11 protein-coding genes are annotated in these 15,604 nt (G+C 73.1%); 8 read left to right on the top strand and 3 right to left on the bottom strand.

Translation table 11 applies throughout. The features are described from left to right. Nucleotides 1-30: 30 nt before the first annotated feature. A complete protein-coding gene (locus ACQ0O7_RS25465) occupies nucleotides 31-978 on the top strand; it encodes a DUF2278 family protein (RefSeq protein ID WP_430785002.1) in 948 nt (315 codons plus the stop codon). Here ACQ0O7_RS25465 and ACQ0O7_RS25460 read toward each other — a convergent pair. Beyond that, nucleotides 975-2,546, bottom strand: a complete 1,572-nt coding sequence (locus tag ACQ0O7_RS25460) for a PAS domain-containing sensor histidine kinase (RefSeq protein ID WP_430785000.1) — start codon at nucleotides 2,544-2,546, stop codon at nucleotides 975-977. The genes ACQ0O7_RS25465 and ACQ0O7_RS25460 overlap by 4 nt on opposite strands. Nucleotides 2,547-2,592: 46 nt before the next feature. Next, nucleotides 2,593-3,159, bottom strand: coding sequence for a TetR/AcrR family transcriptional regulator (locus ACQ0O7_RS25455; protein ID WP_430784998.1), 567 nt, complete (start codon nucleotides 3,157-3,159; stop codon nucleotides 2,593-2,595). A 125-nt stretch (nucleotides 3,160-3,284) separates the two neighbouring features. On the opposite strand from ACQ0O7_RS25455, the gene ACQ0O7_RS25450 reads away from it, so the two are divergent. Both ACQ0O7_RS25450 and ACQ0O7_RS25445 read left to right on the top strand, forming a co-directional pair. Next, nucleotides 3,285-4,838 carry a CocE/NonD family hydrolase gene (locus ACQ0O7_RS25450; protein WP_430784996.1) on the top strand — a complete coding sequence of 518 codons (1,554 nt, stop codon included), beginning with the start codon at nucleotides 3,285-3,287 and terminating at the stop codon, nucleotides 4,836-4,838. Between the two features lie 206 nt (nucleotides 4,839-5,044). Beyond that, the gene (locus tag ACQ0O7_RS25445; protein WP_430784994.1) at nucleotides 5,045-7,396 is read left to right on the top strand and encodes a serine/threonine-protein kinase; all 2,352 of its coding nucleotides are present in this window, start codon (nucleotides 5,045-5,047) and stop codon (nucleotides 7,394-7,396) included. A gap of 467 nt (nucleotides 7,397-7,863) precedes the next feature. Here the strand turns inward: ACQ0O7_RS25445 and ACQ0O7_RS25440 are convergent, their stop codons facing one another. Continuing rightward, nucleotides 7,864-9,774 carry an ATP-binding protein gene (locus tag ACQ0O7_RS25440; protein WP_430784992.1) on the bottom strand — a complete coding sequence of 637 codons (1,911 nt, stop codon included), beginning with the start codon at nucleotides 9,772-9,774 and terminating at the stop codon, nucleotides 7,864-7,866. Nucleotides 9,775-9,872: 98 nt separating this feature from the next. Here ACQ0O7_RS25440 and ACQ0O7_RS25435 point away from each other — a divergent pair, with 98 nt between their 5' ends. From ACQ0O7_RS25435 to ACQ0O7_RS25415, 5 genes are read left to right on the top strand one after another with little or no spacing between them, the layout of a single operon-like run. Next, the gene (locus ACQ0O7_RS25435) at nucleotides 9,873-10,853 is read left to right on the top strand and encodes a 3-oxoacyl-ACP synthase III family protein (RefSeq protein ID WP_430784990.1); all 981 of its coding nucleotides are present in this window, start codon (nucleotides 9,873-9,875) and stop codon (nucleotides 10,851-10,853) included. Next, nucleotides 10,850-11,581, top strand: a complete 732-nt coding sequence (locus ACQ0O7_RS25430) for a glycosyltransferase family 2 protein (protein ID WP_430784988.1) — start codon at nucleotides 10,850-10,852, stop codon at nucleotides 11,579-11,581. Before ACQ0O7_RS25435 ends, ACQ0O7_RS25430 begins: the two co-directional genes overlap by 4 nt. A gap of 10 nt (nucleotides 11,582-11,591) precedes the next feature. Then, nucleotides 11,592-13,058, top strand: a complete 1,467-nt coding sequence (locus ACQ0O7_RS25425) for a class I adenylate-forming enzyme family protein (protein WP_430784986.1) — start codon at nucleotides 11,592-11,594, stop codon at nucleotides 13,056-13,058. Further along, on the top strand, nucleotides 13,055-13,828 hold the full coding sequence (locus ACQ0O7_RS25420) for a glycosyltransferase (protein ID WP_430784984.1): 774 nt from the start codon (nucleotides 13,055-13,057) through the stop codon (nucleotides 13,826-13,828). The genes ACQ0O7_RS25425 and ACQ0O7_RS25420 overlap by 4 nt, the downstream gene beginning before the upstream one ends. Beyond that, on the top strand, nucleotides 13,825-15,282 hold the full coding sequence (locus ACQ0O7_RS25415) for a cytochrome P450 (protein WP_430784982.1): 1,458 nt from the start codon (nucleotides 13,825-13,827) through the stop codon (nucleotides 15,280-15,282). Before ACQ0O7_RS25420 ends, ACQ0O7_RS25415 begins: the two co-directional genes overlap by 4 nt. The last annotated feature ends 322 nt before the right edge of the window (nucleotides 15,283-15,604 follow it).

The raw sequence follows: 15,604 nt of genomic DNA, 5'->3' as shown, positions 1-15,604 counted from the left end.
CCGGATGGGGCCGGGTGTCGAATCCGGTCCATGCCGCTGAAGAGATACGGGGTTCTGCGCGCCGCCGTCGTCGACCGCCGCGTCGGGACCGCCGACACCCCGCATTACCAGATCCATCTGCGGGCGGCCGGCACGGATCACCGGGTGGCGGTCGGGGTGCGTTCCCCGCAGAGCCCGCCGGAGCTGCTCTATCTCGGTGTGCACGACTTCCGGCATCCGATCCTGGACCGGGTGGCGGCGCTGCCGGACGGGTTCACCGAGCTGGACAGCCGGCCCGGCGGGACGGCCGTCGACTACATCCGCGGCAACCTGTTCGACCGCCGGTCGATGCGCCCGGCGCCGGCGGCCGCGCCCGGCCCGGACAACGATCTCGGCGACTTCCTCGACCACTACGTCCGGCGCGCGCTCGGTGACCTGGACGCGCGGGCGTTCGTCTTCGGCGAGGCGTGGGGCCCGGAGCCCCGGGCCGACCGGGTCTTCGGTTTCCGGCCCGCCTCCGGCATCCGTGACGTGCACATGAATCAGGGTGACAACGCCGGGTTCGCCGGCGACGACGGGGTGTGGCAGGACGGGGCGCTGCTGCTGCACTTCCCGGCCGCCGGCGAGTGGGTGGCGGTCTTCCTGGCCTCGGCGTCGCGGGCCTGGCACACCGATGACATCACCGGGCACCGGCTGTCCGGGGTGTCCGAGCCCGATCAGCGGGTACGGATCGTGGCGGCACTGGCCGGTGAGACCGTCACCCTGTTGAACCCGTCCCCCGGCGAGATCGATCTGGCCGGCTGGTCACTGGTCGACCGGGCCGGTGACCGGCAGCCGCTGACCGGGCGGCTGGCGGCCGGGACCGCCGAGCGGGTGCCGGCCCGGCTGGCCGCGGGTGGCGGGACGATCACCCTGCTGGACGCGCGGGGGCTCAAGGTCGACGGGGTGGCGTACACCGCCGAGCAGGGCCGCCGGGCGGGCTGGACGGTCGTCTTCTAAGCCGTTTCACATTCGATGGTGAAGATCGAGCCGCCGTCCGGGTGCGGCTGGTGCCGGACCTCGCCGTGGTTGGCCCGGGCCAGGCTGCGCACGATGTAGAGGCCCAGACCGGTGCCGCGGACCGAACCGGCGTCCCGTTCGGCCCGGGTGAGCCGGTCGAAGAGGCGAGGGCGGAATTCCTCCGGTACGCCGGGGCCACGGTCCTCCACCCGGATCAGCACCCGGCCGCCGGCCGTCTCCACCCGGATCGCGGTGGCCCCGCCGGCGTATTTGGCCGCGTTGGACAGCAGGTTGACCACCATCTGCTGCAGATGACCGGGATGGAACAGCACGGTGGCGTCCGGCCCGTGCACCGGCACCCGGGGCTCACCGCCGGCGCTCTCCACCCCCCGGGTCAGCGCGGCCCGCAGCGGCACCGGCTCCCGGACGGCGTTCAGGTTCCCGGCGTCGATGCTGACCATCGACAGCACCTCACCGACGATCTCGTCGAGCCGCTGGGCCTGCCGGGCGATCACGGAGACCGCGAGCGCGGCCGGGGAGTCGGCCGGCACGTCCTCGGCCAGCAGGGTGCTGTGGCCGAGGATGGCCGCGAGCGGGTTGCTGATCTCGTGGCCGAGCATCCCGATGATGTCGAGCTTGAGCCGGTTCGCCTCCTCCAGGGCGATGTTGCGCTCGGCGAGGGCGGCGGACGCCTGATCGCGGGCGTGTTCGGCGAGGCGGCGCTGGGAGATGTCGGTGGCCACCACGATCAGGTGCTCGGGGCGGCCCTCGGAGTCACGGACCAGGGAGACGGTGGCCTCGATGTCGACCCAGTGCCCGTCGGCGTGCCGGAGCCGGACCTCGTGGGTGTAGAACGCGGCGTCCCCGGCGAACAGCCCGGCGATCTCGTGGTGCACCCGCGGGACGTCGGCCGGGTGGATCAGATCGGTCTCCACCCCGCGCCCGACCAGCTCGTCGGTGTGCCGGCCGATGATCCGGGCGAAGGCCTTGTTCACCGCGAGCAGCCGGCCGTCCAGGGCCCGGATCGCCTGCCCGACGGCCGACTGGGTGAACTGCGCCCGGAACCGCTGCTCGTTGCGGACCAGGGACTCCTCGGCGGCGCGTACCGCCGTCACGTCGGTGTTGACCTCCAGCACCTCGACGTCGCCGGAGGTGCCGCCGGGCGGCCGGTGCACCACCTGGCGGCTGAGCACGGTCACCGTCCGGCCGGTCGCGGTGAGGTGCCGCAGCCGGCCCTCCCATCGGCCGGTGGACTCCAGGCCGGCCTGCTGGGTGAGCGACGAACCGTCCTCGAAGACGGTGTTCAGCAGCCGGTGGGTGCGGCGGCCCAGGGCGGCGTCGGCGGACCAGCCGTACAGGTCCTGGGCGCCGTCGTTCCACCACAGCACGGTGCCGTCCAGGCGGCGCACGATGACCGCGGCGGGGATCAGCCGGAGCAGCGCGGCCTGGGTCTCGCTGGCCTCCAGGGCCTTCACCCGGGCGGGCCGGTTCCCGCCGCGTACACCGATCGCGCTGATCTCGTCGAGACGCACCGCGCCCTCACCGCCGTTCTCTCGGATCCCACACACCGACAGGCACGTTGATCGGCACGGCGCGGGGGGATCTGAGGTCAACTCATGCGGGCCGGAACACACCCTCCAGCACCAGGTCGACGGAGCGGTCGGCGGCGGCGCGGGCGGCCCGCAGGTCGTCGGTGGCCTCGGCCACCCCCTGGACCATGGTGAAGAGCAGGGCGAGGTCCTCGGGGACCAGGTCGGCGCGGACATGGCCGTGCTCGATGGCCCGGCGCAGCGGCCCGGCGAAGGCGGTGACCACCCGGCGGCGGTACCGCTCCTGCAGCGCGATGTCGAAGCGGCGGGCCAGCCGGACCAGGCCGCGCAGCTCGATCTGCGAGTGCAGCACCTCGCGCAGCAGGTCGCGGAACCCTGCCGGGTTCGCGGAGTGGGTGACCACCCGGGTCTCCAGGATGCCGAGCTGGTAGGTGATCACCGCGGTGGTGAGCGCGTGCCGGTCGGGGAAGTGCCGGTAGAGGGTGGCCTGGCCGACGCCGGCCCGGCGGGCGATCTCCGGCATCAGGGCGACCGTCTCGTCCCGGGCCAGGACCTCGCTGGCGGCCGCCAGGATGGCCGCGCGGTTGCGCTGGGCGTCCCGCCGACGCGCGGTCGGGGTTCCGTAGAGCACCTGTACCCCCTTTGCTACCGACGGGTCACGTTACTTGTCGGTAACGAGAATGTCACCATATTCAAATTCTCGGAACGGCTTCCTAGGCTGCCGCCACGTTCGCTCCCCTCGATCGAGGAGTGTTGATGGCTCTGCGCCGCCTGTCCGCCCTGCTCGCCGCCTTCACCCTGATGGCGACCCTGCTCACCACCGCACCCGCGCACGCCGCGGTGGCCACCACCGGATTCCGGGCCGTCGACATCACCGGCGACGGCGGCACCGTCCTCAAGGCCAACGTGATCGCCCCGTCCGCCGCCGGCCGCCACCCCGCGGTGATCCTGCCGTCCAGCTGGGGACTCAACGACCTGGAATACCTGGCCCAGGCCCGGATCCTGGCCGGGCGCGGGTACGTGGTGGTCTCCTACACCCCACGCGGCTGGTGGCTGTCCGGCGGGCAGATCGACACCGCCGGGCCCAGAGACATGGCCGACCTGACCCGGGTCGTCGACTGGACGATCGCGAACACGGCGGCCGACCCGGCCCGGATCGGGGCCGCGGGCATCTCGTACGGGGCCGGGATCGCCCTGCTCGGCTCGGCCAACGACCGCCGGATCCGGGTGGTCGGGGTGCTCAGCGGCTGGACCGACCTGGTCTACTCGCTGTACGCCGACTCCACCCGGCATCGCCAGTCGGCCGGGCTGCTGGAACTGGCCGCGAAACTGGTCGGCAAGCCGAGCGCGGAGCTGACCGCCAAGATGGCCGACTTCAACGCCGGCCGGGACATCGCCGGGGTGATGAGCTGGGCGAAGGTCCGCTCGGCCGCCACCTACCTGGACCGGATCAACAGCAACAACCCGGCCGTGCTGATCGCCAACGGCTGGGGGGACACGTTCTTCCCGCCGAACCAGCTCGTCGACTTCTACGGCAAGCTGACCACCCCGAAGCGGCTGGAACTGCGCCCCGGCGACCACGCCATCGCCGAGCTGACCGGTGTGCTCGGGCTGCCCAACGAGGTGTGGACCAGCCTCTACTCCTGGCTCGACCAGCACCTGGCCGCCGGCCCGGCCGCCGCGGACCCGATCCGCCTGAAGCCGCTCAACGCCGCCGCCGAGAGCTATCCCACCTGGTCGGCGCAGAGCAGCACCACCCGCCGGTACGGCCTCGGCCGGATCCGTGGCCTGGACGGCACCGGGCTGCTCGGCGGCGCGGTCAGCTCCGGCTGGACCAAGACGCTGCCGACCGACAGGGACACCGTGGCCAGCGGCGGGGCGGTACTGATCACCAACGGCGCGGCGGCGATCACCGGGCAGCAGCCGAGCGTCTGGCTGCCGTTCGTGGACCGCGGGCGGGCCGGGGTGTGGGCGGCCGAGCGGCCGTCGGCCGTCCAGCGGATCCGCGGCATCCCCACCGTGCACCTGGAGCTGTCCGGCACCGAGTCCACCGGCACCGTGGTCGCCTACCTCTACGACCTGGACGCGGCCGGTAACGCCAAGCTGATCACGCACGCCCCGGCCACCTGGCTCGGCGGCGGCGCCCGCGCCCTGGACCTGAAGCTGCCGGCCACCGCCTACGACCTGCCTGCCGGGCACTCGCTGACGCTGGTGGTGGACACCGTGGACCCGCTCTACTACGACGAGAACGCGCCCGGCGACTCGATCACCATCGGGGGTGGGTCCTACGTGGACGTGCCGTTGCGGTAAATCCGGTTCGTCCCAACGTTCAGAATGTGGTGAAACGCCAATCGCACGCACCCGCGTGGCGCATGGGCGACAGCAGACCCGCTGGTCACAGTGGATAATCAGACGACTCCTGAGAGTCACGTCGCTCGATGCGCGCTCGCGCGTTCCGGGTAGCGTCGTGGGTGCGTTTGAGCTGCGTTAACACATTTTGAACCAGGGGTGACGGCATGGCTGCGGTGGGAGAGGTCGTCGCCGGGCGATACCGTCTGACCCGCCCCCTCACCAGCAGCGGCATGAGCCGCATCTGGCTGGCCACCGACGAGAGCGCCGGCCGGGTCGGCACCACCTACGGCCCGTCCGGCGAGATCCGTCAGGAGGCCCGGCCCGCGTTCGTCGTGCTGAAACACTGCACCATTCCGCCCGGCCTCACCCCCGCCCAGCACGAGCTGGTCCGCCGGTGGGCGCTGCCCGAGGCCACCGCCGCCGCGAGCATCAGGCACCCGCACGTCATCCGCACCCACACGGTCATCCCGTCCTGGGACGGCCCGTGGCTCGTCATGGAGCATCTGCCGTCCCGCACCCTCCAGCAGGTCGTCGACGAGTCCGGGCCGCTCCCGGTGGCCCGCGCCGCCGCCCTCGGACTGGCCGTCCTCTCCGGTCTGCGCGCCGCGTGGCGGTCCGGCATCCTGCACCTCGACGTCAAACCCGGCAACGTGCTGATCACCGCCGACGGCCGCGCCGTCCTCACCGACTTCGGCCCCGCCGTCACCCCCACCGGCGTGGGCACCCTGACCGACGCCGGCATCATCCTCGGCTCCCCGAAATGGATCGCACCCGAGCGCATCTTCGACCACACGTCCACCGAGGCCAGCGACATGTGGTCGTTCGGCGCCACCCTCTACCACGCGGTCGAGGGCCGGACACCGTTCCCGCGCGCCACCACCTCCCAGATCCTGCGCGCCCTGGCCGACCCGCACCCCACACCGCCCCGCCGGGCCGGGCCCCTGACCCCGGTGCTGACCGCCCTGCTCCGCCGCCATCCCGGCGACCGGATGCCGGCCGCCGAGGTGGAGGCCCGCCTGCACGACATCGTCACCCCCGGCCACCGCCGTCGCGCACCCCGCTTCCCGTTCCGCACGCCACACCGCCGCCCGCCCGCCGCCGACACGCCCCACCCCGCGCCGGGCCGCCACCATCCGGCCGCCACCGGATCACCGGACCCGGGCCGTGCACCCACGGCTCCGGGCCTTCCCAGCACACCCGCGGGCGGTGACCAATCACCCGCCGCCGATGCCGGCCGCACCTTCACCGCCGCCGCTCCGCCTGGCGACAGCCGGCTCCGCACCGACGACGCCTTCCCCACCGACGGCCTTACCGGCGGCTCCACCGGTGGTCTTACCGACGGCCTTACCAACGGCCCCGCCGGCGGCCCCGCCAGCGGTCTTACCGACGGCCCCACCGGCGGTCTTACCGGCGGTCTTACCAGCGGTCTTACCGACGGCCCCACCGACGGTCTTACCGGCGGCCCGGACCGGAACGGATCGGACGACAGCAAGGTCGCCGGGAAACGATCGGATGGGAGCCGGAGCGAAAAGAAACGCTCGGGCCGGAGCGGCCGGGCGCCGGCCGCACGGCGGCGGCGGATTCCCGCCGTGATCGCGGCGGTCGCGGTCGCCGCCGGGCTCTCAGCGGTGGCCGCGACCGCCGAGGGCATGACCCGATCCGGTACGAGCGGAGCACCCCCCGCCTCCAGCACCGGCCCGGACATTCCCGCCTCCAGCTCGGCGCCCGGAGTGTCGGTGTCCGGTGACGGGCCCGGAGCATCCGGCGCGCCTGGACGGGCCGGGCCGGGGCCCGCTGATGAGGCCGCACCAGGGCCAGCTGGTGGGGCCGGGCCGGGGCCAGCTGGTGGGGCCGCACCAGGGCCAGCTGGTGGGGCCGGGCCGGGGCCAGCTGGTGGGGCCGGGACAGGATCCGCTGAGGGGACCGGGACAGGGACCGCGCCGGGGTTCGCCGAGGAAGCCGCGCCAGGATCCGCTGAGGGGACCGGATCAGCGGCCGAGCCGGGATCCGCCTCCTCACCAGGGCCGCTGCCGGAGCTGCCGCCGATCTCGGACGGGCCAGGAGCCGGGCCGACACCGCCGGCCCCGTTGCCGGACGGATTCAGCTGGTGGGCGGATCCGCTCGGATACCGGGTGGCGGTTCCGGACGGCTGGCGGCGCGGCACCCCACCGACCGGCGGGCTGACCTTCACCGCCCGCCGGGACCGCGCCGCGATGGGCATCACCCCGCTGGCCGCGCCACCGTCCGATGTGGTCGCCACCCTGGCCGCGGCCGAACGGGCCTCCGCCCTGCCGGACTACCAGCGTGTCCGGATCCAGGCGCTTCCGCAGCCGTCCGAGGCGGTCTGGGAGTACACCTTCCAGGACTCCGACGGCACCGGCATGCAGGCACTGCAACGGATCATCGGTACGGCCACCCGCAGCTACGTCCTGGAATGGCGCGCCACCCGGGAGGCCTGGCCCACCGAACTGAATCGCTTCACCGTGGTCCTGGCCTCCTTCACACCGGGCCCGTGACCGTCCGGCCGGCGTGCCGACATGCGGCGCGCACCGCACCACAAAGCACCACACCGAAACCGCCCCACAACCGCGTGCCACGAAACGGTCCGAAACGCGCCGTAAAGCGGCACACAAGCAGCCACCGACAACCGCGTGCCACGAAACGGCCCGAAACGCACCACAAGACGGCACACACGGGACCGACGACAACCGCGTGCCGCGAAACGGCCCGAAACGCACCACAAGACGGCACACACGGGACCGACGACAACCGCGTGCCGCGAAACGGGGCGAAACGCACCACAAGACGGCACACAAGCAACCGACGACGAGCGCGTGCCGCGAAACGGGGCGAAACGCACCACAGGGCGGCACACAAGGGACCGACGACGAGCGCGTGCCGCGGAACGGGGCGGAACGCGGCGTAAGGCGGAACTGGGGTGGGTGCCGGGCTGGGGGTGGGCGTTTGCGGGGGCGTACGGCGATCAAGGGGTTTTCAGTTTGGTCGGGAGCAGGGCGGCGATCTTGTGGAGGAGCTCGTTGGCGGTGAAGGGCTTCTCGATGAAGGCTATGTCGCCGTCCAAGACGTTGGTGGTGCCCAGCAGGCCGTTGCTGTAGCCGGACATGAACAGGACCGGGAGGGTGGGGCGGGCCGCGTGCAGCAGGTCGGCCAGGCGGCGGCCGGACATGCCGGGCATGATCACGTCGGTCAGGAGTACGTCGCAGTCGTGCTGGGTGAACAGGGCCATCGCCTCGGTGCCGCCGGTCGCGGTCAGCACGTGGTAGCCGCCGTTGGTGAGGATCCGGCTGACCACGCTGGCCAGCGCCGGCTCGTCCTCGACGACCAGGATGGTGCGGCCGTCGCCGTGCGGTGCGGCGTCCTGGCGCAGCGCCGCGGGCAGCGCTCCGGACGGTGCGGTGACCAGCGGCAGGTAGATCCGGAACGTGGTGCCGACACCGGGTTCGGAGTAGACGTTGAGGCTGCCGCCGGCCTCGGCGACGATGCCGTAGACGGTGGCCAGGCCGAGCCCGGTGCCCTGGCCGCGCGGTTTGGTGGTGTAGAACGGCTCGAAGATCCGGGCCACCACGTCCGGCGTCATGCCCTCGCCGGTGTCGCTGACGAGCAGGCGGGCGTACGTTCCGGCGGGTAGTGGCGGCTGCATGTCGAGTTCGCCGCCGTCCAGGTCGGCCAGGTCGGCTTCGAGGACCAGGGTGCCGCCGTCCGGCATCGCGTCCCGGGCGTTGATCGCCAGGTTGAGCAGCACCTGCTGGATCTGGCCGGGGTCGGCGTGCACGACCGGCGGGGTCGCCGACGGGACCTCGATCAGGTTGATGTGTTCGCCGATGGTGCGGGCGAGCATGGCGTGCACTTCGGCGACGGCCGCGTTCAGGTCGACGTCCTGCGGCTGGATGGTGTCGCCGCGGGTGAAGGTGAGCAGCTGCCGGGTCAGGTTGATGGCCCGGTCGGCGGCGATGCGCACGTGTTTCAGGTCGGCTTCCAGGGCTTTCTGGCCGGCCGCCTCCTCGGCGGCGAAGTCGGTGTAGTTGACGATGATGGCGAGGATGTTGTTGAAGTCGTGGGCCACCCCGCCGGCGAGCTGGCCGAGGCTTTCCATCCGCTGCGCCTGGTGGGTGCGTTCCTCGACCACCTTCTGCCGTTCGGCGGCCTCCTTGACCGCGGTCACGTCCCGGGCGACCGCGGACAGCCCGGTGAGCCGGCCGGACCGGTCCCGGATGGCGGCCACCGTCATCGACAGGTCGACCGGGCTGCCGTCCTTGGCCCAGCGGCGGTCCTCGTACGACACCCCGCGCTCGCCGAGGGCGATCCGTTCGATGACGCGGCGCTGGTCGTCGGTGCCGATCGGGTCGGGTTGCCCGATCACCTCGGCCGCGGTCCAGCCGAAGAGGCGTTCGGCGCCCCCGTTCCAGGCGGTGACGGTGCCGTTCAGGTCGACGCCGATGATCGCGTCGTCGGTGTGTTCGACCACGGCGTGGAGGGTGGCGCGGTGGGTGTCGGCCTCGTCGAGCACCTGCTGCCGGTGCGGGTCGGCGTAGATCAGGCCGGGTGCGGTGCGGCTGTTGTGCCGCACCGACCAGTAGTAGGCGCCGGCCAGCCCGGTGACCAGGTTCCACCAGGCGAGCGCCCACACCCAGCCGGTCTCCACGGCCCGGCCGAGGATGCCGGGGTGGGTCAGGGCCAGCCAGGTCTGCAGTCCGTGGCCGACGGCGGCGGTGGCGAAGATCAGTGCGGTGGCGACGGCGAGGCGGTTGCTGCGCAGTTGCCCGGCGCGGGCGACCGGCACCGCCACGGCCACCGTGATCGCCGCGTACGTGATCATGGTGCCCAGGTTCCCCAGCAGGAAGAGCTGTTCCGGCACGGTCGTCCTATCGGACACATCGCCGTCCTGCTGAGGCTCGATCAGCTGTTCGGCCGCTCTCCGCACGGGCCGGCCGGGGTTACTGTCGCACGACGTGATCTGCGGAAGGGAACGATGTGCGGGTCGGTATCACCGGGGTGGGCACCTATCTACCGGAGCGGGAGGTCAGCACGGCCGAGCTCCAGGACGGGATCGGGAGACTGCCGCGTGGACTGCTGGCCCGGCTGACCGGGATCGACAGGCGGCGGGTGGCGGCCGACGGGGAGTACGCGTCGACGCTCGGCCTGCACGCCGCCCGGGCCGCGCTGCGCACCGCCGACCTGGATCCGCTGGATGTGGATCTGCTGCTGTTCGCCTCGGCCAGCCGGGACATGGTCGAGCCGGCGACCGCGCACATCCTGCAGCACGCGCTGGGCAGCCGGGCACACGCGCTGGATGTCACGAACGCCTGCAACAGCTTCGTGAACGGCATCGACCTGGCCTCTTCGATGATCGTGGCCGGGCGGGCGCGGCGGGCCCTGGTGGTCACCGGGGAGACACCGAGCCGGGTGATGCGCCCGTCGGTGGCGAGCATGGCGGAGGCGCGACAGTCGTTCGCCGGGTTCACCTTCGGGGACGCGGGCGCGGCGGTGGTGGTGGAGCCGGTGGCGCGGGGCGGGATCCTGGACGTGGACACCGAGACGTTCTCCGAGCACTGGACGGTCGGCGGGATCCCGGGTGGCGGGTCGCGGCATCCGCGCGGGGACGAGCACAGCTACTTCGTCGGGGACGGGCACAAGCTGCGCGGGGTGTTCGAGAAGATCGGGGCGAGCATTCTGGACCGGGTGCGGGCGCGGACCGGGTTCGAGTTCACCGACTACGCGCGGATCCTGGTCCATCAGGTGACGTTGCCGTATCTGGAGCGGTTCGTCGAGGTGACCGGGGTGCCCCGGGATCGCCTGGAAGTGACGGTGCCGGAGCTGGGCAACATGGCGAGTGCCACCCTGGGCATCCAACTGGACCGGGCATATGGCCGTTTGAATGCCGGAGACCGGGTCCTCTTCGTCGGTCTCGGTGGCGGCGTCAGCATGATGACCATGGTCTGGGAGAAGTCGTGACCGCGCTGTGGGTGATCGTGCCCGCCTACAACGAGGCCGGCCGGATCGGCCAGACCCTGGACGCCCTGCGCGACCAGACCGACACCGACTTCACCCTGCTCGTGGTCGACAACGGCTCCACCGACGAGACGGCCGCGGTGGTGACCGGATTCCGCGCCCCGTTCCCCGTACACCTGCTGGTCGAGGAGGAGAAGGGGGTCGGCTGCGCGGTGGACACCGGGTTCCGGCACGCGATCGCGGCCGGCGCCACCCTGCTCGCCCGGACCGACGCCGACTGCCTGCCCCGGCCCGGCTGGGTGGCCGCCGCCCGGGCCACCCTCACCGCCGGCGCCGGACTGGCCTGCGGCCGGATCACCGCCCGGCACGACGAGCACGGACCGGCCGGGCGGGCGTTCTTCGCGCTGCTGGTGGGGCTCGCGGCGGCTTTCGGGAGGGTACGCCCGGCGCATCGCGACGACGGCTACCTGGCCCCGTACCGGATGCACGCGGGCAACAACATGGCGGTGACCGCCGACCTGTACCAGACGTGCGGCGGCATGCCCCGGCGACCGTCGCCGACCGATCGGCTCTTCCTCAACCGGGTCCGCCGCACCACCTCGTCCATCGTGCACTGCCGGACGATGGTGGTGGAGAACTCGACCCGGCGGCTGCGCGCCTACGGGGTGCTGCGGACCGCCCGCTGGTACCTGGACCGCGGTAGCGACGGCCTGACCCCCGACCCCCGATGAGAGGCGCGCGTTGCTCGACGAGTTGAGCTCCGGCCTGCGGACCGGTGACGACACCCCTGCCCTGATCCGCGGCCGGCGCACGATCAGCCGTGGTGAGCTGGCCGGGCTGCGGGACCGGTACACGACCGCCCTGCACGCCCGCGGCCTGCGCCCCGGCGACACCCTGGGCCTGGCGATCCGTCCCGGGCCGCGCGCGCTGGCGATGGTGCTCGCCGCGTACCGGCTCGGCGTCCGGGTGGCCCTGCTCGACCCGACCGCCGGGCCGGACGTGCTCACCGCCCGGCTCGCGGTGGCCCGGCCCGCCCTGATCGTCGCCGACACGGCCGCGCAGGCGGTGGCCGGCTGGGCCGCGCCGCTGGCCCGCCGCGCCGGGCTGGCCCTGCCCGACCTCACCCGGCTGGGCCCGACCGTCACGATCGGCCCGCGCCTGCCCGGCAACGCGCCCGCTCTCCCGCTGCCCGGCGGCCCGGTGCCGGCGGCCTTCGACGGGGACGGGGACGCCGTCGTCATCTTCACCTCCGGCACCACCAGCAGCCCCCGGGCCGTCGTGCACACCCGCGCCGGACTGGACACCGGGCTGCGGTCGGTGGCCGGGCTGGTCCGGCCGGTCCCCGGCGTACCGGTGCTGGGTGGCACGTTCTTCGTGATGGTCCCGGCGCTGGCGTCCGGTGCCCCGGTGGCCGCGCCGGCCCGCCGCCCGCGCGCCCTCGCCCGGCAGGTGACCGCCCTGAAACCGCAGGCCACCTATCTGACGCCGCCGCAGATCCGGGAGGCGCTGGCCGGTGGGGTGCCGTTCACCGGGCGGGTCTACAGCGGATCCGCGCCGGTCTCCGCCCCACTGCTCCAGCGGGTGCGGGCGGCCGGCGCCGACGAGGCCTGGGGGGTCTACGCGCTCACCGAGGTCTTCCCGGCCGCCGCCGTCGAATCCCGCGACAAGTCCACCTTCGACGGTGCCGGTGACCTGGCTGGCGAACTGCTCCCCGGGGTACGCGCCCGGCTCGACGACACCGGCCAGCTCCTGCTCGCCGGCGCCGGAGTCTGCGACCGGTACCTCGGCGCCGACCCGCACGAATGGGTCGCCACCGGAGACCGGGCCGAACTGCGCGACCGTCGGGTGGTCCTCGCCGGCCGCTGCAAGGACATGATCCTGCGCAAGGCCGAGAACATCTATCCCGGCCTGTACGAGCCGGGCCTGCACGTTCCCGGCGTCACCCTCGCCGTCCTGGTGGGCGTGCCCGCCGGCGACGGTGACGAACAGGTGGTCGCGGTGATCGAAACCGGACCCGGCGCGGACCGGGAGGCGGTGCGGGCGGCACTGCGGGAACCGCTGCGGCGGATGGGCTCGGCCCGCCCCGACCGGGTGGTGTTCGCCCCGGTCCCGCTCGCCGGCCGATCCCGCAAACCCGACCGGGCCGCGGCGTCGGCGCTCGCCTCCCGCATTCCCCGGCAGCGAAACCGATCGGCGGTACGGTCGTGACCGGCCTCGCCGTGAACGGCCTCGCCGTGATCGTGCCCGCGTACAACGAGGCCGCCACCATCGGGGCCACACTGGACGCTCTGGCCGCGCAGACCGATCGGGACTTCCGGCTGATCGTCGTGGACAACGCGTCCACCGACGGCACCGTCGAGGTGGTGCGCCGGTTCGCGGCCACCGCGCCCTTCCCGGTCGACGTCGTCACCGAGGCCACCCCCGGAGCGGGAACCGCCGCGGACACCGGATTCCGGTACGCGATCGGCGCCGGAGCCACCATCCTGGCCCGCACCGACGCGGACTGCCTGCCCGCCCCCGACTGGATCGCCGTGCTCCGGGCGTACCTCAATCGTGGTGTCGATCTGGTCTGCGGTCGCAGCGAACCACGCCGCGACGAACAGCCCACCTGGGCCGAACGCCATGTCTTCCCGGCCGTCGTCCGGCTGGCCGCGACCTACGGCCGCTATCGGGCGGCGCATCGGCGGCCCGAATACCGCACCCCCTACGTCCTCGTCCACGGGCACAACCTGGCCGTCACCGCCGACCTGTACCAGCGCTGCGGCGGCACCGTCCGGGAAGCACTCGAAGACGGATCCGAGGACGTGACCATGCTCAACCGGGCCCGCCGGGTCACCGACCGCATCGTCCGCGCCGAAGACCTGGTCGTCCAGGCCAGCCTGCGGCGGCTCCGGGCGTGGGGGGCGCGGCGCACCCTGCTCTGGTACTGGGATCGGCGCTGGCGTCCGCCCACCTCCCGGGAGGTGCACGTCCGGTGAGCTTCTTCCGCCCGCCCTCGTCTCCCCGCTTCTCCCGAGCGGCCTCCCCTTCCCGCTTCCTCCGCGCGGCCTCCCCTTCCCGCTTCCTCCGCGCGGCCTCCCCTTCCCGCTTCCTCCGCGCGGCCTCCTTCTTCCCCGCCTCTTCTCCCCGCCCGGACGCCTCGTTCCTCGCCCGCCGCCGGGACCGGCTGGTCTATCTGCGTAGTCATCCGTTGCTGTTCGCGCTGCTCGCCGCCACCCGGAACCAGCCGTCGGTACGCCTCGGCGGAACGGTCATCGTGTCCTCGCCGGAAGCGTTCACCGACGGGCTCACCCGGGTGCCGCTGGACCGCACCGCCGAAGGCACCACCGGCGGGGCCGCCGGCCGGCTGACCGGCGGTGACCTGCTCTTCGACCAGGACGGCGACGAACATCGGGGCCGGCGCCGTGAGGTCGCCGACTCCCTCGGTGCCGCCGGCGTCGAACGACTGCGCCCGGTCTGGCGCGAAGTCCTCGACCGCAGGCTGGCGCCACTCGCCGCCGGCCGGCCGATCGACCTGGTGGACGTGATCGCCGAACTCGCCGGCGCCACCACGGCCGCTCTCCTGCACCTCGACATCGACCCGCACGAACTGGCCACGGCGGCCCGGACGGCGGCGGCCACCGCGGCCCGCGAACACGTCCCGGGCCTGGTCCTCCCCCGGCACCGGCGGGCGGCGCGGTCCGCCGCCGATCGGTTGAACGCCCTGGTGACACAGCCCCGGGCCGATCCCGGGCCGTCCGGCTCTCCACACCACCCGGCTCGTGCACGCCCCTCTACCGCGCCGCATCATTCGACCGGTTCGGATATTTCCGTTATTTCATCTCAGTCGACCTGTCCCCACGCTTCCGCCGCCTCGAACGCGTCCGCCGGTCCGCACCCCTCGACCACGGCTTACGGGGACAGCGGGCTCGCGGCGATGATGGCGGTGGCCGCGATCAATACGACGGTCGCCGGAGTGCCGCGCGCCGCGGCCTGGTGTGCGGACGCGAACCTCTGGGAGTACGTGGAGACCGCCCCGGATGCACTGACCGCCGAGTTGCTGCGCGTCACCGCACCCACCCCACTGCTCCCCCGGGTGGCCGCGGCCGGGGGCACCGTCGATGGCCGCCCGGTCCGCGCCGGTGATCGACTGATTCTGATCGCCCGGCACGCGGTCGGAGCCCACCACCGGGACCCGGATCCGGACGATCCGGCCCCGCCGAGGGTGTCCCAGCTGGTGTTCGGCGCCGGATCGCACGCCTGCCCCGGCGCCCGGCTGGCCCGAGCCCAGCTGACCGACGTCCTGGCAGCGCTCGCGCCATACCGGCCGACGGTGCGGCACGCCGTGGCCGACCGGAACGCCGCCCTACCCGGCTGGTCCAGCCTGATCCTCACTCCGGCCCGCCCCGAACGCCCGGCTCCCGATGAATCACCGCAACCGCCTCCGCCGTGACCGCCGATGGGCCACCACATCCGCCTCCGTCGTGACCGCTGATGGGCCACCACATCCGCCTCCGCCGTAACCGCCGATGGGCGACCACATCCGCCTCCGTCGTGACCGCCGATGGGTCACCGCAACCGTCACCGCCGATGAGCCACCACAACCGTCACCGCCATGAACCACCACCACCGTCACCGTCGTGACCGGCGATGAGGATCACTTCCGAGGAGGCCCTCCCATGAGGACCACAGCGACCGACCCGCCCATATCCCCCGGCGACGCGGCCACCCGGCGAGGATCGCAATGACCGGGCCGAGCGGAATCCACCGTGAGG

The organism is Actinoplanes sp. G11-F43, from assembly GCF_050589265.1.
GTDB lineage: Bacteria > Actinomycetota > Actinomycetes > Mycobacteriales > Micromonosporaceae > Actinoplanes.
The sequence above is the reverse complement of the archived record's forward strand: the minus strand, read 5'-3'. Positions and strand labels throughout refer to the sequence as shown.